Source organism: Hydrogenophaga sp., from assembly GCF_036675665.1.
GTDB lineage: Bacteria > Pseudomonadota > Gammaproteobacteria > Burkholderiales > Burkholderiaceae_C > Hydrogenophaga.
In genome coordinates, this window is sequence record NZ_JAKFEO010000099.1 from 84,328 (window position 1) to 103,060 (window position 18,733).

General features: G+C 68.7%; 18 protein-coding genes. 10 read left to right on the forward strand and 8 right to left on the reverse strand.

What is annotated here, in order from left to right:
* Positions 1-207 precede the first annotated feature (207 nt).
* From V6M63_RS22355 to V6M63_RS22370, 4 genes are all read left to right on the forward strand, one after another.
* Positions 208-1,734 carry a BCCT family transporter gene (locus V6M63_RS22355; RefSeq protein ID WP_332745491.1) on the forward strand — a complete coding sequence of 509 codons (1,527 nt, stop codon included), beginning with the start codon at positions 208-210 and terminating at the stop codon, positions 1,732-1,734.
* Positions 1,731-2,408, forward strand: a complete 678-nt coding sequence (locus V6M63_RS22360; protein ID WP_332745493.1) for a MarC family protein — start codon at positions 1,731-1,733, stop codon at positions 2,406-2,408. The genes V6M63_RS22355 and V6M63_RS22360 overlap by 4 nt, the downstream gene beginning before the upstream one ends.
* A gap of 144 nt (positions 2,409-2,552) precedes the next feature.
* On the forward strand, positions 2,553-5,006 hold the full coding sequence (locus V6M63_RS22365) for an ATP-binding protein (RefSeq protein WP_332745495.1): 2,454 nt from the start codon (positions 2,553-2,555) through the stop codon (positions 5,004-5,006).
* Positions 5,007-5,266: 260 nt separating this feature from the next.
* Positions 5,267-5,668 carry a GreA/GreB family elongation factor gene (locus V6M63_RS22370; protein ID WP_332745497.1) on the forward strand — a complete coding sequence of 134 codons (402 nt, stop codon included), beginning with the start codon at positions 5,267-5,269 and terminating at the stop codon, positions 5,666-5,668.
* Positions 5,669-5,682: 14 nt separating this feature from the next.
* Here the strand turns inward: V6M63_RS22370 and V6M63_RS22375 are convergent, their stop codons facing one another.
* From V6M63_RS22375 to V6M63_RS22385, 3 genes are all read right to left on the reverse strand, one after another.
* Entirely contained in the window at positions 5,683-5,982 is a 300-nt protein-coding gene (locus tag V6M63_RS22375; protein WP_332745499.1) for a hypothetical protein, read from the reverse strand.
* An 89-nt stretch (positions 5,983-6,071) separates the two neighbouring features.
* On the reverse strand, positions 6,072-7,172 hold the full coding sequence (locus V6M63_RS22380) for a patatin-like phospholipase family protein (RefSeq protein ID WP_332745501.1): 1,101 nt from the start codon (positions 7,170-7,172) through the stop codon (positions 6,072-6,074).
* 34 nt (positions 7,173-7,206) lie between these two features.
* Positions 7,207-7,494 carry a GNAT family N-acetyltransferase gene (locus V6M63_RS22385; RefSeq protein WP_332745503.1) on the reverse strand — a complete coding sequence of 96 codons (288 nt, stop codon included), beginning with the start codon at positions 7,492-7,494 and terminating at the stop codon, positions 7,207-7,209.
* A 135-nt stretch (positions 7,495-7,629) separates the two neighbouring features.
* Between V6M63_RS22385 and dinG the strand changes: the two genes are divergently transcribed.
* On the forward strand, positions 7,630-9,939 hold the full coding sequence (gene dinG / locus V6M63_RS22390; RefSeq protein WP_332745505.1) for an ATP-dependent DNA helicase DinG: 2,310 nt from the start codon (positions 7,630-7,632) through the stop codon (positions 9,937-9,939).
* A gap of 25 nt (positions 9,940-9,964) precedes the next feature.
* Positions 9,965-10,435, forward strand: a complete 471-nt coding sequence (locus tag V6M63_RS22395; protein ID WP_332745507.1) for a CopD family protein — start codon at positions 9,965-9,967, stop codon at positions 10,433-10,435.
* Between the two features lie 24 nt (positions 10,436-10,459).
* Here the strand turns inward: V6M63_RS22395 and V6M63_RS22400 are convergent, their stop codons facing one another.
* The 4 genes from V6M63_RS22400 to V6M63_RS22415 all read right to left on the reverse strand — a co-directional run bounded on the left by V6M63_RS22400 (position 10,460) and on the right by V6M63_RS22415 (position 15,486).
* The gene (locus V6M63_RS22400; protein ID WP_332745509.1) at positions 10,460-11,476 is read right to left on the reverse strand and encodes a metal-dependent hydrolase; all 1,017 of its coding nucleotides are present in this window, start codon (positions 11,474-11,476) and stop codon (positions 10,460-10,462) included.
* Positions 11,476-12,102, reverse strand: coding sequence for a protocatechuate 3,4-dioxygenase (locus tag V6M63_RS22405; protein WP_332745511.1), 627 nt, complete (start codon positions 12,100-12,102; stop codon positions 11,476-11,478). Before V6M63_RS22405 ends, V6M63_RS22400 begins: the two co-directional genes overlap by 1 nt.
* On the reverse strand, positions 12,099-14,786 hold the full coding sequence (locus V6M63_RS22410) for a bifunctional acetate--CoA ligase family protein/GNAT family N-acetyltransferase (protein ID WP_332745513.1): 2,688 nt from the start codon (positions 14,784-14,786) through the stop codon (positions 12,099-12,101). The genes V6M63_RS22405 and V6M63_RS22410 overlap by 4 nt, the downstream gene beginning before the upstream one ends.
* A 61-nt stretch (positions 14,787-14,847) precedes the next feature.
* Entirely contained in the window at positions 14,848-15,486 is a 639-nt protein-coding gene (locus V6M63_RS22415; protein WP_332745515.1) for a DUF502 domain-containing protein, read from the reverse strand.
* A 220-nt stretch (positions 15,487-15,706) separates the two neighbouring features.
* On the opposite strand from V6M63_RS22415, the gene V6M63_RS22420 reads away from it, so the two are divergent.
* A complete protein-coding gene (locus V6M63_RS22420) occupies positions 15,707-16,045 on the forward strand; it encodes a hypothetical protein (RefSeq protein ID WP_332745517.1) in 339 nt (112 codons plus the stop codon).
* Between the two features lie 2 nt (positions 16,046-16,047).
* Here V6M63_RS22420 and rsmI read toward each other — a convergent pair whose 3' ends face one another.
* Complete coding sequence (gene rsmI / locus V6M63_RS22425; protein ID WP_332745518.1) at positions 16,048-16,986, reverse strand: 16S rRNA (cytidine(1402)-2'-O)-methyltransferase; 939 nt, start codon at positions 16,984-16,986, stop codon at positions 16,048-16,050.
* Here rsmI and V6M63_RS22430 point away from each other — a divergent pair.
* Genes V6M63_RS22430 through V6M63_RS22440 form a run of 3 tightly spaced genes read left to right on the forward strand, consistent with a single transcriptional unit; the run spans position 16,986 to position 18,688 of the window.
* Entirely contained in the window at positions 16,986-17,399 is a 414-nt protein-coding gene (locus V6M63_RS22430; RefSeq protein WP_442909636.1) for a YraN family protein, read from the forward strand. The two genes, rsmI and V6M63_RS22430, sit on opposite strands and share 1 nt — an antisense overlap.
* 27 nt (positions 17,400-17,426) lie before the next feature.
* Positions 17,427-18,047 (forward strand): SIS domain-containing protein, encoded by a 621-nt coding sequence (locus V6M63_RS22435; protein WP_332745521.1) that lies wholly within the window; start codon positions 17,427-17,429, stop codon positions 18,045-18,047.
* The gene (locus tag V6M63_RS22440) at positions 18,044-18,688 is read left to right on the forward strand and encodes a BON domain-containing protein (protein ID WP_332745523.1); all 645 of its coding nucleotides are present in this window, start codon (positions 18,044-18,046) and stop codon (positions 18,686-18,688) included. Before V6M63_RS22435 ends, V6M63_RS22440 begins: the two co-directional genes overlap by 4 nt.
* Positions 18,689-18,733: the final 45 nt, after the last annotated feature.

Here is an 18,733-nt window from a genome sequence, read left to right on the forward strand (position 1 = left end):
CGTGGTCCCTTCCAGTGCCCCTCCGAAGAAGGAGGTGCGCAGCGGGCAGTCCTGCCACATCGGGCCACCGCTGCCGTCGCTCTCGTCGCCCCGTGCGACCCAATCCACACCATCCGCTGGCCATGCAGTGGCCGGACCTTGCGTGTCCGGCCAGACAGACCATGTCCCGCGTTGTGGCGCATACCCATCACTTGGAGGACCATTCCCATGCAACTCATCTTTTCGGCCGGACTCATCCTGGCCATCGTCCTGTGGGGCGTCGTCGCCCCGGATTCGCTGGGCGGCGTGTTCGACACCCTGCTGGCCATGATCACGCGCGACTTCGGCTGGCTCTACCTGTGGGTCGTGCTGGGTCTGGTGGTGCTGGCGATGGTGCTGGCCTTCAGCCGCTACGGCGATCTCAAGCTGGGCGCCGAAGACGACGAACCGGAGTTCTCCATCGGGTCGTGGTTTGCCATGTTGTTTGCCGCCGGCATGGGCATCGGCCTGGTGTTCTGGGGTGTGGCCGAGCCGATCTCCCATTACGGCGCGCCGCCGCCCGGCATCGTGGCCCACACGCCCGAGGCGGCCAATGCCGCCATGCGCTACAGCTTTTTCCATTGGGGCTTGCACCCCTGGGCGGTCTACAGCATCGTGGCACTGGCCATCGCCTTCTTCCAGTTCCGCAAGGGCGGTTCCGCGCTGGTGAGCACCGCGGTCGAATCGCTGCCGTGGGCGCCACTGAAGAAGCTCGGGCCGGTCGTCAACGTGCTGGCCGTGATCGCCACCGCGTTCGGCGTGGCGGCCTCGCTGGGCATGGGCGCGCTGCAGATCAACAGCGGTCTGAATTCGCTCCTGGGCCTGCCGGTGGGCGAGGCCTCGCAGGTCGGCATCATCCTGGTGACCACGGTGCTGTTCCTGACCTCCGCCGTCACCGGCGTCACCCGGGGCATCAAGTGGCTCTCCAACATCAACCTCATCCTCGCCGCACTGCTCACGCTGGCGGTCTTCGTGATGGGGCCGACCGTGGCCATCATCGACACCTTCACCAGCACGCTGGGCAGTTACGTGAGCGAGTTCGTTCGCATGAGCCTGCGCATGACGCCGTTCCGCGACAGCGGCTGGGTCAGCGGCTGGACCGTTTTCTACTGGGCCTGGTGGGTGAGCTGGTCGCCGTTCGTGGGCCTGTTCATCGCGCGCGTGTCGCGCGGGCGCACCATCCGCGAGTTCATCCTGGGCACGGTGCTGGCGCCCACGCTGGCCGCCTTCGTGTGGTTCTCGGTGTTCGGTGGCACCGCGCTCAACCAGGAAATCATGCAGGGCCTGCCGATGGCCGAGGCCGTGGGCGCCGATGTGTCCACCGCCATGTTCGCCATGTTCGACACCCTGCCCATGAGCGGCCTGCTCAGCGGCGTGGCGACGGTTCTGGTGCTGGTGTTCTTCGTCACCTCGGGTGATTCGGCCACGCTGGTGCTGGGCATGATGAGCACCGGTGGCCAGGCCAACCCGGGCGCGCGCGTCAAGATCGTCTGGGGCCTGCTGGTCTCGGGCATTGCCATCAGCCTGCTGCTGGCCGGCGGTGTGAAGGCGGTGCAGACCGCCACCATCGTGTTTGCCCTGCCGTTCACGCTGGTCATCGTGCTCATGGCGGTGGCCCTGTGGCGCGGTGTGCGCTCAGACTGGGACGACGAACAGAAGCGCGACAAGGCACTGCGCCGGCGCATGAAGAGCCTGCTGGAACAGCCCGTGGCATGACCTCCGAACTGCTGCTGGCGGTGGGCAAGAGCTACCTGTTCGTGTTCGCTGCCATCCTGCCCATCCTCAACCCGGCGGCCACCGCGCCCATCTTCCTGGGTCTCACCGAAGGCGCTTCGTCCAGCACCCGCGCGCTGCTGGCGCGGCGCATCGCACGCAACATGTTTGCGCTCATGGTGGGGTCCATGCTGGTGGGCTCCTACGTGCTGGACTTTTTCGGCATCTCGCTGCCCATCGTGCGGGTGGGGGGCGGGCTCATCGTGGCCGCGGCGGCATGGCGGCTGCTCAACGCCAGCCACGCCAGCGACGACCGCCGCACCGCGCTGGCCGAATCGTTCACGCCCGAACAGGCGCGCCGCCAGGCCTTCTACCCGCTCACGTTTCCCATCAGCTGCGGGCCGGGCTCGATCGCCGCGGCCATCACCGTGGGCGTGGCGCTCAACGACACGCGGCTGTCGCTGTCGCTGGCCCGCATGGGCGGCGGCGTGCTCGCGCTGGTCACCATCGGGCTGCTGCTGTACCTGGCCTTCCGCTATGCCCAGCAGTTGCTCAAGCCCCTGGGTGAGGCCGGCAGCGTGATCTTCCTGCGCCTGTCGGCCTTCATCCTGCTCTGCCTGGGTGTGCAGATTGTCTGGGACGGACTGAGCGAATTGCTGCGGGGACTGTGGGTCTGAGTTAGGGTGAATCCGCTGCGCAGGGTGCTGCCCCCCGGGGTATATTTTTGAAACATCGGCACCCGCTGACGAAACTGGCCACCCACCCATGCCGCTCGGAGTTCACTGCGCCGCGTCGATCCCTTCAGCGTCCAGGCCCGCTCCGTGAGCCACCGCGCCCGCCTCGTGCCCGTCCTGGTGGCGCTGCTCACGGTGCTGGCCGCGGCATTTCTGTGGTGGCAGTCGGAGCGTTCCCAGACGCTGCTTCGCGAGCAGGTGCTCCTGCAGGCCGAGAAGCGCAGCATCCACCTGGCCGATGCCATGGGTGGGCAGGTCGGAGGCATGATCGCCACGCTCGATCTGCAGTTGCGCGACCTGCGCCGCGAATGGTTGAGCGACCCGAACGGCTTCGACGGCGCGGCCTTGGACGTGCTGAAGGCGCTCCCGACCGATTTCGTGACCCACATCTCGGTGGTCAATGCCGCCGGATACCTGGTCTACGACAGCCTGGCCGCGCCGATGGACACCTTTGTGGGCGATCAGGCGCATTTCCACGCGCAACGCGATGCGGCCGCCGACGACCGTCTCTTGATCAGCCGCCCGATCAAGTCGCCCACCGTCGACCGCTATGCGGTCGTGGTCAACCGTCCGATCCTGCGCGAGGGCGTGTTCGACGGCACCGTGCAGCTCGTGGTGTCCACCGATTTCATCGCCCGCAGGCTGGGCTCCCTGCAGCTCTCCGATCAGGACGTGGTGGCCTTGATCGCGCCCGATGGGACGTTCCTCGCGCGCAGCCTGGACCACGCCGGAGCCATGGGCACCCGCGTGCCGGCGGATCGGCCCTTTCTCACCGACCGAGACGCCCGCAGCGGAAGCTTTCGCATCCGCGGCTTGCTGGACGGCATCTCCCGCACCTATGGCTGGTACCGGCTGCGCGCATCCGGTCTGGTGGTGGCCATCGGCATTGCCGACGCAGCGGTGCTGCAACCCCTGGCGCCGGCCCTGGAGAACAGCCGCCGGGTGACCGCTGCGCTCATCGTGCTTCTGCTGTTGAGCGGCGGCTTGATCATTGCGCTCCTGCTGCGCGTGGGGCGCAAGGCATCGGCGCTGGAAGCCAGCGAGGTGCTGCGCCTGCGGCAGTTCGAAAGCTCGCCACTGGCCATGTTGGTGATGGACATCCGGACCAACCGTTTTGTCGATTGCAACGCGGCGGCCTTGGCGCTCTACGGCTATCCCACGCGCGAAGCGCTGCTGAGCAAGTCGCCGCTGGATGTCTCGACGCGGGTGCAACCCGATGGTCGGACCTCGGCCGAGAAGGGCGCGGCGTATTTCCAATTGGCCCAGCGTTCAGGTGTGGTGGTCTTCGAATGGCGCCAGCGGCGCCCCGATGGCACCGAGTGGGACGGTGAGGGACATTTGATGGCGTTCGAACTCGACGGGCGCCCGCTGATGCAGTTCACCATGCAGGACATCACCCTGCGCAAGCGCACCGAAGCCGCCCTGCAGGAGAGCGAAGCCCGGCTGAAAGAGGCGCAGCGCCTGGCCCGCGTGGGCAGCTGGAAACGCGATCTCACCACCAACGAACTCAGCTGGACCGACGAAATCTTCCGCATCTTCGAGGTGGACACGGCGGTCAGGCCCACCTACAAGACCTTCATCACCAGCGTGCACCCCGGCGATCGCGTGCTCGTGACCGAGGCCTACCAGCGCTCTTTCGACGAGCGCGAGCCCTACGACCTGGTGCACCGGCTGCTCATGGCCGACGGACGCATCAAACATGTTCGGGTCTCGGGTTTGACCGAGTTCGACGGCGACCGCCCCTTGCACAGCGTGGGCACCGTGCAGGACATCACCGAAGTGCACACCGCCGAAGAAGCGCTCAAACGCCTGAACGAAGAACTGGAGCTGCGCGTGGCCGAGCGCACCCGGGAAATGTCCGTGCTCAACCGCGAGCTGGAGGCTTTTGCCTACAGCGTTTCGCACGACCTGCGCACCCCGCTGCGCAGCATCGACGGATTTGCCAGCTTGCTCGAAGAGGAGTGCGGTGCGGTGCTGAACGAAAACGGCCGGAACCATGTCGGTCGCATTCGCGCGTCGTCGCGGCGCATGGGCCGGCTGATCTCCGACCTGCTGACCCTGGCGCACCTGAGCAGCGCCGAGCTGCGGCGCGAACCGGTGGACCTCACGCGCATGGCCCACTCGATTGCCCAGGAGCTGGCCAGCACCGATCCTGGCCGCCATGTGCGGTGGTGCATCGATGACGGCATGCAGGTCATCGCCGACCCTGGCCTCATGCGGGTGGTGCTGCAGAACCTGCTGGGCAACGCCTGGAAGTACACGAGCCAGACGCCCGACGCGGTGGTGGCGTTCACGCAAGCCGAACGGCCCCATGGCGTGGTGGAGTTCTGCGTGCGCGACAACGGCGCAGGCTTCAACATGGCCTATGCCGACCAGCTGTTCGAGCCGTTCAAGCGTTTGCACGCCCACCACGAGTTCGAAGGTTCGGGCGTGGGCCTGGCCACGGTGCGCCGCGTGATCGAACGCCATGGCGGTCGGGTGAGTGGTGAAGGCACCGTGGGGCGTGGGGCCGCATTCTGCTTCCAGCTGCCCGCGGGGTGAGCGCGGCCTACAATGCCGCCATGGCGTTCCACCCCACCATCACTGCCCACCCGGCAGCCTGCATGCCCCTCGCGGCAAGCGGCGCCGTGGCCGGTCGCAAGCTGATGGGCTCGGCGGGACTGCGCCAGCCGGCTGCACATTCCTGAGCCCGGCGATACCCCTTCCTCCTTTTTGCGCAATCCAACCATCGCCGGGCCCCAGCCCAGCGCGATGGCGGGCGTCGCCTTTTTTGCGGCGCGCCTGCACCAGTTGGAGTGCCCATGCACAAGAACCTTGCTGGTGAGCGGTTGCTCACCGAACTCGACTTCACCCGCCTGAACAAGCTGCGCGGCGGGCCCCTGCCTGCGGCATTGGTCGACGCGCTCGATGCCCAGGACCTCGTTCCTTCACGCGAGATCCCGCCCGACATCGTCACGATGTATTCGCAGGTGATCGTCGAAGACCTCGCATCGAGGAAGCGGCAGAAGCTCACCCTGTGTTACCCCAGTGACGCCGAGCCGCACCTGGGCTTCATCTCCGTGCTATCTCCCGTGGGAGCCAGCCTGCTCGGCCAGCGCGTGGGCGCCACCGCCCGCTGGCGCACGCCCAACGGGGACACCTGCGCGGCCGAGATCGTCACGCTGCTGTTTCAGCCCGAAGCCAGCGGTGACTACACCACCTGACGGGCGCAACGCCTTCAGAGGGGGTCGTGAAGCGCCTTGGACAGCGCCGCGATGTTGGCCGCGCTGGGCACCTGCGGCTTCATCTCATCCTCCGCGGCGGTCGCGTTCTCGTGCGCCTGGATGGCGTTGACCATGTCGTACTGGGTTTCCCAGACCAGCGTCTTGCCGGGCGGGCACAGGTCGCGCAGGGTGCCGAACCAGTAGTAGCCGTCGTTGCCGCCGAAAAGCTTGTCGATGCCTCCAGCATCACCGGCCTTCAGGCCATGGGCCGACAGGATCTGGTTGAGCTTGTGGTGGGAGACGGAATAAGGCATGGCGGTCCAGTGAATGTGGGGGGTGACGAGGCGGCTTGCGCACGTCGTCATCGGGTCGGCGATTCTACTGAAGGCCGGAGCCCGCGCCTTCAACCGTCGAGCACACCGGCCAGGTCGAAGCTGCTGCGCTCGCCCAGGTGCTGCCCGTGGGCGAGCAGCCAGCGATCGGCCGAGGCATGGCCGAGTTCGTGCAGCCTGGAGAGGAAGGACCACTGCGTTTCGGTCTTGCTGGCCGCGCCCAGCGGACTGAGCGATTCACCACCGTCGATCAGGTGCACGCGCAGGTCCTGCACGCGTTTGAACAGCGGTTGGCGGTGGCGCTGGCCGGCGCGGCCCTCGCCCTCGATGAGTTGCTTGAGCAGCGCGATGCTGCGCATCTCCTTGAGCAGGCTGGCGTTGAACGTCACTTCGTTGATGCGGTCCAGGATCTCGCTGGCACGCCGGGGCACGGTGTCGCGCAGCACCGGGTTGATCTGCACCAGCAGCAGGTCGTCGGCCGGCGTGTCGGTGATCAGCGGCATGAGCGAGGGGTTGCCCGCGTAGCCGCCGTCCCAGTAAGCCTCACCGTCGATCTCCACCGCCTGAAAGAGGAGCGGCAGGCAGGCCGAGGCCATCACCATGTCGGCCGTGAGTTCGTGCTGGCCGAACACGCGCAGTGCGCCGGTGCGCACCTGCGTGGCCGAGATGAAGAGCTGCATCTTGTGGCAGGCGCACACGCGTTTGAAATCCACCGTCTCCACCAGGATGTCGCGCAGCGGGTTGAGGTTGAGCGGGTTGAGCTGGTAGGGCGAGAGCTGGCTGCCCAGCGCCGCGTTGAATTGTTTGAACGGCGCCAGCCACGGCGCCATGAGCGCCTGCGCAGGGCCGAACGCCACGCTCAGCGGACTGCTCTGCAGCCTGTGAAAGGGCGAGATTTCGGCCACCCGCGTCCAGAACTGGCGCAACACGCGCCGCGCGCCTTCGCGCCCGCCATCCATGAGGCCAGCGGCCAGCGCCACCGCGTTCATGGCGCCGGCGCTGGTGCCGCTGATGGCCGAGATCTCCAGCGACTCTTCTTCCAGCAAGCGGTCGAGCACGCCCCAGGTGAAGGCGCCGTGGGAGCCACCGCCTTGCAGGGCCAGGTCTATCGGCAGCTTGCCGCTGGCGGTGCGGGGGGTGGGCTTGCGTTTCGGGCGGGGAGTCGTTGTCATGGGCGCCAGGGTGCGGGTGTCGGTGAAGGATTGGTCATGCCAGAACATCGCGGATCGATGGATCACGGTCGAACTGGACTTTCACGTACGAACAGACGGGGATGACTTTCGTCTCGGTCCCACGGGCCCAGGCCACCATGGCGTCCTGCAACTGGTGTGCCACGCCGTGCCCCCTGAGGCTCGGGTCCACATAGGTGTGGTCGACGACGACCAGCGACGGGTGGGTGCGGCTGTAGGTCATCTCGGCGATGCGCTGCCCACTGCGCTGGATGTAGAAGGCGCCGCGCGAGCCGTTGTCCTGGTGTTCGATGGAATGGGCCATGACGATCTCCGGTGGTGGACGAACCGTCAGGCTACCACCCACGCGCGATGCGTCCACCGTTTGCACGTCCCGCGCCCCTGATCCCGGGGCAGGCATGCTGTCTGGGACAATCGCGCTTTGCCTTCTCGCCCCCGCATGTCCACCATCCTCGAGCCGATCGCTGACGAAACACCCGCGCTGCCCACCGGCCCGCTGGCGCGCGAGGCGCTGGCCCTGGCGGCCTTCGACCACGTGGTGGCGCACGCGAGCGGCTACCGCGCCCGGCCGGGCCAGCGCGAGATGGCCGCGCACATCGCGCACACGCTCTCGGGCGTGACGCCGGGCGACGACTCGGTGGCCAGCGACGCGGCCCTGCCCGCGCGCGGCATCGCGGTGGTGCAGGCCGGCACCGGCGTGGGCAAGTCGGCGGCGTACGCGGCCACCGTCATCCCGCTGGCCCTGGCGCAGCAAAAGCGCGTGATCATCTCCACCGCCACCGTGGCGCTGCAGGAGCAGTTGATCGCCAAGGACCTGCCGGCCCTGGCCACCACGCTGCCGCAACCGTTCAGCTTCGCCCTGGCCAAGGGGCGTGGGCGCTACGTGTGCCGCTTGAAGCTGGACCAGCTCTCGGGTGGCGATGCAGCGAGCGCCGACCTCTTCGAGAGCGACGACGCCCCCACCGACACCAGCGCCTCGGGCGTGGCCGCGCGCGCCGTGGCCTCGGCCTCGGCGGCGGCGCGCTGGCAGGAGCGCGGCGTGCAGTACACCGCCTGGGCCAACGCGCTGGACGGCGGCAGTTGGGATGGGGATCGTGACCGGCTCGACGAACCACCCGAGGGCAGCCTGTGGGCCCCGGTGGCCGCCGAGCGCCACACCTGCACCGCGCGCCACTGCCCCAGCTACAACAGCTGCAGTTACTACCAGGCGCGCGCCAAACTGGCGCAGGCGCAGGTGATCGTGGTCAACCACGACCTGCTGCTCTCCACGCTCGGCCTGCACGCGCTGCCCGCGCCGCAGGATTGTTATGTGGTGTTCGACGAGGCGCACCACCTGGGCGCGGTGGCGCAAGGCCAGTTCACCGCGTCCATGGACCTCATGCGCAGCCAGTGGCTGGACAAGCTGCCGCGCGCGGTGGACGAGGTGGCCGGTGCGCTGGATGCCCGTCCCACCTCGGACGTGGCGCAACTCGCCAAGGACCTCAAGACCGCGCAGGGAGAACTCGCGCGCCTGGCCATGCAGCGCATCGGTGCGCTGCCGGCATGGCTCGATCTCACCGGGCGCACCCCGGGGCGCCCGCCCGCGCGCAGCGGCTTCACCGACAACGCCCCGCCCATCGTCGACCGCTTCGACGGCGGCGTGCTGCCGCCCGGCTGGAGCGAGGTGGTGGCGCAGATGCACGCCCACGCCAGCGCGCTGCTCAAGGTGTTTGAAGCCCTGGCCACGCAGCTCAAGGCCAACGCGCGCGAGAACCCGAGTGATGCCGCGCGCTGCGCCAAGCTCTACAGCCGCCTGGGCGTGCTCGCGCCGCGCCTGCAGAGCGCGCAGGAAACCGCCACGCTGTGGATGCAGGCCGCCAACGACGGCCAGCCGCCGCTGGCCAAGTGGCTGGAGGCCGGCATACACCATGGCCTGGTCACGCTCACCGCGCACGCCTGCCCGCTGCAGCCCGGCAGCCTGTTGCGCAACCACTTGTGGAACAAGGTGCGCGCCGCGGTGGTCACGTCGGCCTCGCTCGTGACCTGCGGCAACTTCGACCATTTCCTGCACGAGTCGGGTCTGGCGTATGACGACGCGGTGGCCGCGCGCGAGGTGCAGAGCCCGTTCGACCATGCGCGCCAGGGCCGGCTGGTGGTGGTGCAGACCGTGGCCGACCCCAAGGACGTGGAGGGCTACACGCGCGAGATGCTGGCCTCGCTCATGGCCGACCTGCGCGAGGTGAAGCGCGGCGCGCTGGTGCTGTTCACCTCCAGGGCGCAGATGCGCCAGGCGCAGGGCCTGCTGGAGCGCGGCGAACACGGCGCGCTGCGCGAGCGCGTGCTGGTGCAGGGCGAAGCCTCGCGCACCGTGCTGCTGCGCCGCCACGCCGAGCGTGTGGCCGATGGCGAGCCTTCCATCCTGTTCGGTCTGCAGTCGTTCGGCGAGGGGCTCGATCTGCCGGGTGAGCTGTGCGAGTGGGTGTTCATCACCAAGCTGCCGTTCGCCTCACCCAGCGACCCGGTGGGCCAGGCGCGCGCCGACTGGCTCAAGGCGCAGGGCCGCGACCCGTTCAGTGAACTCGTGGTGCCCGCCACTGGCGCCCGCCTGCTGCAGTGGACTGGCCGCGCCCTGCGCAGCGAAACCGACGAGGCCGTGGTGGTCTGCTACGACGCGCGCCTGCTGCGCCAGAGCTACGGCCGGCGCATGCTGCAAGGCCTGCCGCCCTACCGCTTGCAGCGCCGCGTGGGCGATGTGCTGTCCGACGTCTGATTTTTCTCTCCAACGAAAGCGCCCCATGATCTACGCCAGCCTCAAGCTCATCCACGTCCTCTCCATCGTTCTGTGGATCGGCGGCATGTTCTTCGCGCACACCTTCCTGCGTCCAGCCCTGCAGTCGCTGGAGCCGCCGGTGCGCATCCGCTTCATGCACGACGTGCTCAAGCGTTTTTTCGCCGTCGTGCTGGTCGTGGTGGTGCTGGTGCTGGTCACGGGCCTCTGGATGATCGGGCGTGTGGCCAAGGAGTCGGTGCAGGCGGGACTGTCGTTCAACATGCCGCTGGGCTGGACCGTGATGGCCGCCCTGGGCATCCTGATGATCGTGATCTTCGGTCACATCCGCTTCGCGCTGTTCAAGCGCCTCGATCGCGCCGTGAACGCCAGCGACTGGGCCGCCGGCGGTGCGGCAATCGCCGCCATCCGCATCTGGGTCGGCGTCAACCTGATCCTGGGTGTGGCCACCATCGCGGCGACGGTCGTTCTGGGTTGAACGAGCGCCCCGCCCGGCGGCCGCTCAAGCACCCGGGCGCGGCGAGGGAAGTTGTTCGCCCCACATCCGGCGCCACAACCAGTCAAGCGCTGCGCCGATGTCGGGCCGCTGCCCGTTGAGCGTGGGCCGGTGCCCGCCGTTGGCGCGCGCGGCCTCGGTGCCCAGGTCGAAGCGGAAGGTGTAGCTGGGCTCCTGGCCCATGCGCAGGTCGGTCACGAACAAGCGCCCACCGGTTTCCGACACGCTGTAGAAACCGTGGGTGAACGCCGCCATGCGCGCCACCGACGGTTCGTCGGCGTGCCGCTCCAGCAGGCCGGCACCGCGCTCGTGCCGCGTCCAGGCGATCCGCTGGTCGTCGTCCATCAAGGAGTAGTGGCCCTCGAAGTAGTGCGTCGGCGTGGTGGCCACCAGCCGCCACAGCACCGTGTTGAAGGGCGAGGGCGTGACCAGCAGGCCGGTGGCGGGAATGCCGTCTTGCTGCAGCGAGGCGCGCGCGACCTGCGTGGCGTGCTGCTGCGCGCCCACACTCCATACCAGGTAGAGCGTGCTGAACGCCAGGCCGGCCAGGTTCCAGCCAAACCCGCGCGGGTTCTTCAGGCGCAGCGCCGCCACCACGCCCGCGATCAGCGGCACGGTGTAGAGCGGATCGATGATGAAGATGCTGCCCACGGCATATGGGTGGTCGGTGAAAGGCTGCAGCAGCTGCGTGCCGTACACCGTCATGGCGTCGAGCAGCGGGTGCGTGATGAGCACCAGCCACAACGCCAGCCACCAGCGCTTGAACAAGGCCGCTTCACCGTGGATGCGCGAGGCGATCCAGGCCAGCACCGGCGAAGCCAGCGTGAGGATGAACAGCGCATGGCTCTCGGCGCGGTGGCGCGTCATGTTGAGGACGGCGTCGCCGTGGTCGATGAAAGCATCGAGATCGGGCAGGGTGCCACCGATGGCACCCCACAGTGCGGCTTTCCACACCGCCGTGCGCCGGCCCATCACGGCCACGCCGACCGCAGAGCCCAGTGCAATCTGGGTGAGCGAATCCATCAGGCCTGAACGACGATGGGAAAGGTGGCGCGCACGCCGTCATTGCCGGGTGTGAACGGGACGGTGAGCGCGGCGCGACCTTCTTCGCTCAGCCGCCGCCAGAGTCCGTCGCGCTCGTTGCCCGGATCCCCGGCCACATAGAGCTGCGTGGTGAGCAGCTCCATGCGGTCCAGCCGCACCTTCACGTGGATGTGCGGCGTGCGACCGGTGTATTGCACCGGGCGGATGGTGCGGAAGCGGTAGCGCCCGTCGCGCCCCACCGTGACCTTGCCGAAGCCCTGAAACGCCGGGTCGGCCCGGCCGCCGTCGCCCGGGTGGTGGTAGTGCCCTGCATGGTCGCACTGCCAGATCTCGACCACCGCGCCCGAGACCGGCACGCCGGCCAGATCGACCACCGTGCCCTCGACCCAGGCCGGCTGGCCCTGGCCGTAGTTCACGTTGCCGTTCTTGAGCAGGTCGGCGTCGCTGTCGGCCGGCAGGGCCACGGGGTAGAACGGGCCCTCGGTCTGGCTGGGCGTGGGGCGCAGGTTTTTCGCCTGCGCCAGGGCGGACGGCAACCAGGCGGGGGCGGCCAGGGCCGCGGCGCTGGCGATCAACAGGTGGCGGCGGTTGGGTGTGTTGTTCATGGCGGTGGTGCGGCTGGGGTGGGCAGGTCCAGCGCGACGAACCGCGTTTCGTGGTCGCCCGGATCGCTGGGGTTGGTCGTCTCTTGGAAACCCAGCGAGCGCGCAAGTTCCAGCATGCCGTGGTTGATGCGCAGCACCGTGCCCACCAGCCGCCGCGTGCCGCGCGCGCGCAGGTGCTCGATCAGCTTGGTCATGAGCTTGTGCCCGAGCCCACTGCCCTTGAGGTCGGAGCGCACGATCACGCCGAACTCGGCCGTGTCGTTGTCCGGATCGACCGCCGCGCGCACCGCGCCCAGGGTTTCCTCCACGCCGTCTGCCCCCAGGCGGGTGGCAATGAAGGCCATCTCGCGTGCGTAGTCGATCTGGGTCAGGCGCGCGAGCTCGCTGTGCTCGATGTGGCGGCGGCTGTAGAACACGCGCAGGCGGATGTCTTCAGGGTCAAGTTTTTCCAGGAAGCGGCGGTGCTGAGCCTCGTCTTCGGGGCGGATCGGGCGCAGCGTGACGGGCTGGCCTTGCCAGTCCCAGGTTTCCACCAGGTCTTGGGGATAGGGCTGGATCGCGAAGTGGTGGGCGCCGGCCTGGCGGCTGGCCGACACGCGCACGCGGGCATCCAGCGCCACCGAGCCTTCGTGGTTGGCCAGCAGCGGGTTGATGTCAAGCTCGGCGAGTTCGGGCACGTCGGCCAGCAGTTGCGACACGCTCACCAGCACCTGCGCAACGGCATCCATGTCGGCCGCAGGTTCGTCGCGGTAGCCGTGCAGCAGCCGGGCCACGCGGGTGCGGGCGATCTGCGCCAGCGCCAGCGTCGTGTTCAGCGGCGGCAATGCCAGCGCGGTGTCGGCCAGCACCTCCACCGCCACGCCGCCCTGGCCGAACAGGATCACCGGGCCGAACACCGGGTCCACGCTGGCGCCGACGATGAGTTCGTGCGCGTGCTTCTTGCGCACCATGGTCTGCACGGTGAAGCCTTCCACCCGGGCATCGGGGCGCTGTTCGCGCACGCGCGCCAGCATGGTCGCGCAGGCCTCGCCCACTTCGGCCGCGCTGCCCAGGTTCAGGCGCACGCCGCCCACGTCGGACTTGTGCGAAATGTCGAACGACAGGATCTTGAGCGCCACCGGATAACCCAGCGCGTCGGCGGCCGTCTGCGCCTCTGATGCGAGCGGTCCCACCACACGCGTGGCCACCACCGGCAGGCCGGCGGCCTCCAGCAGGTCCTTGGCTTCGGGCTCGGTCAGCAGTTCGCGCCCGCTGGCCAGCACCCCGTCCACGATGGCGCGGATGCGCGGCAGATCGGCGGCGTGGGCCGCGCTGCGAGCCGGCGGCGTCTGCAGCAGCTCGGCCTGGTGTTCGCGGTAGGTGCGCAGCAGCGAGAAGGCGCGCACCGCGTCTTCGGGCGTGTTGAAGTCGGGCACACCCGCGCCGCGAAACAGCGCGCGGGCCTGCGCCACCGCGCCATCGCCCAGCCAGCAGCCCAGCACGCGCTTCGGGCTGGCGCTGGCCAGCGGCAGCAGGGCCTGCGCAATCTCCAGGCTGGGCACGATGGCGGTGGGCGCGTGGATGAACAGCACGGCGCTTCGGCTGTCCTGCGCGAGCGCCTGCAGGGCCTGCACGTAGCGCGCGGCCGGTGCGTCGCCAATGATGTCGACCGGGTTGGCGTGCGACCAGTTGGCGGGGAGCACGGCGTTGAGCTGTGCACACAGTTTGTCGCCCAGCGCCGCCAGCGGCACGCCTTCGGTGGCGGCGGCGTCGGCCGCCATCACGCCGGCGCCACCGCCGTTGGTGAGCACGAGCAGTTGATCAGCCCGGTTGCCGTGGAAGCGGGAGAGGGTTTCGGCGGCGAGAAACAGGTCTTGCAAGGTGTTCACGCGCAGCATGCCGGCGCGCGCGATCGCCGCGTCGAACACCGCGTCGGACCCGGCGAGCGCGCCGGTGTGTGAGGCGGCGGCCTGTTGCCCCGCGGCCGAACGTCCGGCTTTGACCACGATCACCGGTTTGTTGCGCGCCGCCGCGCGCGCTGCCGACATGAACTTGCGCGGCTCTTCGATGCTTTCGATGTAGAGCAGGATGGCGCGCGTCTTGGGGTCGCTGCCCAGGAAGTCGAGCATGTCGCCGAAGTCGACATCGGCACGTTCGCCGAGCGAAACGAAGTGCGAGAAGCCGATGCCGCGCGAGCCCGCCCAGTCCAGCATGGCCGTGACCAGCGCGCCCGACTGCGACACGAAGGCCAGTTCGCCCGGCAGCGCGCCGGTGTGCGCGAAACTGGCGTTGAGGCCCAGGTGCGGCACCAGCATGCCGATGCAGTTGGGCCCGAGGATGCGCAGCGTGTGCAGGCGCGCCGCATCGAGCATGGCCTGCTTCTGCGCGGCGTCCAGCCCGGCGGTGAGCACGATCACCGCGCGGGTGCCGCGTGCGCCCAGCTCCGTGATCAACCCCACGACGGTGGTCGCCGGGGTGCACAGGATGGCCAGCTCGGGCGCTGTCGGCAGCGCGGCCACCGAGGCCCAGGCCTTCACGCCGCCGAGCTCGGCGTGTTTGGGGTTGACCGCGTACAGCGCGCCCTTGAAGTCTCCGTTGTTCAGGTTGCGCCACACCGTGCCACCCACGCTGGTGGGCCGCATCGAGGCCCCGATCACCGCCACCGAGGTGGGCGAAAAGAGGGCGTCGAGGTGGCGGATGCTCACTGGGCTACCCTCCGTGCTGCGCACTGCGGGGCTGAGCGCCTTCGGAACGGCCGGGCGGCGCTCATGGGGCGGGGCGGGTGAGCTCGGTGGGCTCCGGGATGGCGGCCCTGTCGCCGTTGCGGTTCGATGCCATCCAGGCCAGCAACGAAGAGCGCATGGCCTCCTCGACCGACATCTCGATCGGCGTGATCCAGCTGCGCGGCACGAAGACGGTGTAGCCGCCGATCATGTAGCCCATGGGCAGGTACACGGCCACCTGGTCCAGTTCGGCCAGTCCGGGCGGCAGGTCCTGCATGTTCTGGCGCGTGACCAGCCCGACGATGGACAGCTCGTTGCCGGGCATGCGCAGCACGACCACGGCCTGCTGCGGGGTGTCCTTGTGGGGCGAGAAGTAGTCGGCAAAGCTCTTGAGCGAGGAGTAGATGCTCTTGACCACCGGCAGGTTGGTGAACGGCAGTTCGATCCACGAGAGCCAGCGCGCCACGTTGGGCTGCGAGATCAGGAAGCCCAGCCCGAGGATGAGCCCCGCGCCCAGCACGATGCCCAGGCCTGGCAGGTAGAAGTCGCCGATGAAGGGGCGGATCATCCACATGGCGATCGACTCGATCCAGGCCACGGTGAGGTAGAGCACATAGACCGTGATGGCCAGCGGCAGGAACGTGATCAGGCCGCGAAAAAAGTACTGGTATATCGGTTTCATGGGGGCCTTGGTGGACCTCGCGGGGGCTGTGCGCGCGAGCAGCGGTCAGCATATCAGTCAGTGTCGCCGGTCGGTGCGACGACCGTCGGTGCGCCGGCAGACCTTGCATGGGCGGACAATGGCCTCATGTGCGGCATGTTTGGCCCGAACGCCGGTGTGGGCTGGATCGGTGCACAGCCTGACCGCGGAACCAACACCGGCCATTGAGGCTCATTCATTCATGAACGGTTTACTCGACTTTTTTGCCCGCGTGGTGCGCGGTGTTCTCAAGCTCGCGCTCGGCGTGATGGCGCTGGCGTTCGTGCTCATCCTGCTGCTGGCCACGCTGGTGGTGGTGCTGGGCATCTCGCTCTGGGCGCTGATCACCGGCCGCAAGCCTGCGCCCCTGGTGGTGTTCAACCGCTTCCGCGAGACCTCGCAGCGTTACACCCAGGGCGTGTGGCCAGGCCGTGGCCCTGCCCAGCCCATGGGCGATGTGGTCGACGTGCAGGCCCACGAGGTACCGAATGCACCCGCTCCGCGTTCCGGGCAGGACCCGATGGCGCGCGTGATCCGCTGACCTCAGTCGCCTGAACCGGCGCCGTCCTGGCGCCGCGCCAGCGCAGCGTCGTAGAGCGCGTTGCGGGGCTGGCCGGTGATCTCGGCGCACAGCTTCACCGCGGTTTTCAGGGGCAGTTCTTTCAACAGCACGTCCAGCGTGCGCAAGGCGGCCGCGTCCACGCTGCCTTCGGCCTGCGCCGTGGTTGGCTGGGGGTGCACCAGCAGCACGAATTCACCGCGCGTGCGGTTGGCGTTGCCCTGCAGCCAGGCGGTGAAGTCCTGCGCCTTCAGATGGGCCACTTCCTCGAACTGTTTGGTGAGTTCGCGGCCCACGGTGAGCATGCGTTCGCCCAGCAGCCCCAGGTCCTTGGCCAATGCCTCGATGCGGTGCGGCGCTTCGAGCAGCACGCAGGCGCGGGCATCGGCGCCCATCAGCTGCACCTCGCGCTGCCGCTCGGCTGCCTTGCTGGCCAGAAAGCCGGCGAACACGAAGCGCCCGTCCCAGCCACCCATGCCCGCCACCGTGCCCGAGACGCTGAGCAGTGCGGTGATGCTGCTGGCACCCGGAACCGGCACGCTGCGCAGGCCCGCGGCGTTCACGGCCGCCACCAGGCGCGCGCCCGGGTCGCTCACGCCGGGCGTGCCGGCGTCGCTCACGTAGGCCACGCGCTGGCCGGCCTGCAGGCGCTGCACCACCGTCTGGGCGGCCTCGGCCTCGTTGTGTTCGTGCAGGGCCAGCAGCGGCTTGTGCAGGCCGTAGCCCTGCAGCAGCGCGGCGGTGTGGCGCGTGTCTTCGCAGGCCACGGTGTCCACCAGCGAGAGCACCTGCAGCGCGCGCAGCCCGATGTCGGCCAGGTTGCCGATGGGTGTCGCGACCATGTAGAGCGCGCCCTGCGGATAATGCTGGTGCGCCGCCGCGTCGCGCGCGGCCGCCAACAGGGATGGAGAGCTTGCAGACAATGTGGAGTTCCAGAAAAGACGGGGCGCCAATGGCCCCTGCACCGACCACCAAGGCCCGGGGTGATGCGGCCGAAGACGCCGCGCTGCGGCACCTGCAGCGCCAGGGCTTGAAGCTGGTCCAGCGCAATTTCAAGACCCCGGGACGGGGCGGTGGCGAGATCGATTTGATTATGCGTGAGCCCGACGGCACGCTGGTCTTCATCGAGGTGCGTCAGCGCGCCAGCCAGCGCCAGGGCGGCGCGGGTGCCAGCGTCACGCCGCTCAAGCAGCGCCGCATCGTGTTCGCCGCGCGGCACTTTTTGCTGCGCCTGGGCTCAGAACCCCCATGCCGTTTCGACGCGGTGCTGATCGACGGCGCGAGTGGCCACATCGACTGGCTGCGCGCGGCCTTCGATGCCTCCGGCGCAATTTGATACAGACCCCACCGCTATGATCGCCCCATGCTTCTGCAACGCATCCAGCAACAGTTCATCGACAGTGCCGATCTGAAGTACCAGTGCGCGCAGTCGCTCGCGCCGGTGGTCGAGGCCGCGACCAACGCGGTGCTCGCCAGCGTCACCGGCGGTGGCAAGGTGCTCTCGTGCGGCAACGGCGCATCAGCCGCCGCCGCCCAGCATTTCGCCGCGAGCTTCGTCGGCCGCTATGACCGTGAACGCCCCGAGCTCGCAGCGTTCTCGCTCTCGGCCGACGCCGCGGTGCTCACCGGCATCGCCAACGACTTCGACGTGCGCTCGGTCTATGCCCGCCAGGTGCGCGCGCTCGGCCAGGCCGGCGACGTGCTGCTGGCGCTCACCACCTCGGGCAATTCGTCCAACGTGCTGGCGGCGGTGGAGGCCGCGCACGAACGCGACATGACCGTGGTGGCCCTCACCGGTGCGCGCGGTGGCCAGCTGGCACTGCTGCTGCGCGACACCGATGTGCACATCTGCGTGCCACACGACCTCGCGGCCCGGATTCTGGAAGTGCACCACCTCGTGCTGCACTGCATTTGTGACGGTGTGGATGCCCAGCTGCTGGGTCTGCCCGACGTGTCAAACCCCAACATGGAGAGTGCCTCATGAACCCGATCAAATCCGTTTCCCTGCACCGCATCGCCGCCGCTGCCCTGCTCGTGGGTGCGATTGGCGCCACGCTGAGCGCCTGTGCCCCTCTGGTGGTCGGCGGTGCGGCCGTGGGCGCCCTGGTGGTGGTGGACCGCCGCTCCTCGGGCGCCCAGCTCGACGATCAGGGCATCGAACTGCGGGCGTCCAACCGCCTCAAGGACGAACTGGGCGATGCACATGCGCGCGTTTCCGTCTCCAGCTACAACCGCCGCGTGCTGCTCACCGGCGAAGCGTCCAGCGAAGCGGTCAAAACGAAGATCACGCAGATCGTCTCCGGCGTGGAGAACGTCCGTGCGGTCATCAACGAACTCGGCGTGACCAGCAGCCCGTCGTTCAAGGAGCGCGCAACGGACACGCTGATCACCGGCCGTCTCAAGGCTTCGCTGGTGGATGCGAAAGACCTCTCGGCCAGCGCCTTCAAGGTGGTGACCGAGCGCGGCACGGTGTACCTGATGGGCCGCGTGACACAGCGCGAAGCCGACCGCGCGACCGACCTCGCGCGCAACACACCGGGGGTGTCGCGCGTGGTGCGTGTGTTCGAGATCATCACCGAGGCCGAACTGGCCAACATGCAGTCCCAGCCTGCGCCCGCCAGGTAAAGCGCTCTCAGACAAGAACACCGCGGAACTGGCTTTGCCAGGCCG

Bases quoted from the DNA above. Each gene is read 5' to 3' on its own strand.
- V6M63_RS22375 (WP_332745499.1), bottom strand. From the start codon at position 5,982: ATGCCTTATTCCGTCTCCCACCACAAGCTCAACCAGATCCTGTCGGCC.
- V6M63_RS22360 (WP_332745493.1), top strand. From the start codon at position 1,731: ATGACCTCCGAACTGCTGCTGGCGGTGGGCAAGAGCTACCTGTTCGTG.
- V6M63_RS22440 (WP_332745523.1), top strand. From the start codon at position 18,044: ATGAACCCGATCAAATCCGTTTCCCTGCACCGCATCGCCGCCGCTGCC.
- dinG (WP_332745505.1), top strand. From the start codon at position 7,630: ATGTCCACCATCCTCGAGCCGATCGCTGACGAAACACCCGCGCTGCCC.
- V6M63_RS22370 (WP_332745497.1), top strand. From the start codon at position 5,267: ATGCACAAGAACCTTGCTGGTGAGCGGTTGCTCACCGAACTCGACTTC.
- V6M63_RS22395 (WP_332745507.1), top strand. From the start codon at position 9,965: ATGATCTACGCCAGCCTCAAGCTCATCCACGTCCTCTCCATCGTTCTG.
- V6M63_RS22420 (WP_332745517.1), top strand. From the start codon at position 15,707: ATGAACGGTTTACTCGACTTTTTTGCCCGCGTGGTGCGCGGTGTTCTC.
- V6M63_RS22400 (WP_332745509.1), bottom strand. From the start codon at position 11,476: ATGGATTCGCTCACCCAGATTGCACTGGGCTCTGCGGTCGGCGTGGCC.
- V6M63_RS22380 (WP_332745501.1), bottom strand. From the start codon at position 7,172: ATGACAACGACTCCCCGCCCGAAACGCAAGCCCACCCCCCGCACCGCC.
- V6M63_RS22355 (WP_332745491.1), top strand. From the start codon at position 208: ATGCAACTCATCTTTTCGGCCGGACTCATCCTGGCCATCGTCCTGTGG.
- V6M63_RS22430 (WP_442909636.1), top strand. From the start codon at position 16,986: ATGTGGAGTTCCAGAAAAGACGGGGCGCCAATGGCCCCTGCACCGACC.
- V6M63_RS22405 (WP_332745511.1), bottom strand. From the start codon at position 12,102: ATGAACAACACACCCAACCGCCGCCACCTGTTGATCGCCAGCGCCGCG.
- V6M63_RS22415 (WP_332745515.1), bottom strand. From the start codon at position 15,486: ATGAAACCGATATACCAGTACTTTTTTCGCGGCCTGATCACGTTCCTG.
- V6M63_RS22385 (WP_332745503.1), bottom strand. From the start codon at position 7,494: ATGGCCCATTCCATCGAACACCAGGACAACGGCTCGCGCGGCGCCTTC.
- V6M63_RS22435 (WP_332745521.1), top strand. From the start codon at position 17,427: ATGCTTCTGCAACGCATCCAGCAACAGTTCATCGACAGTGCCGATCTG.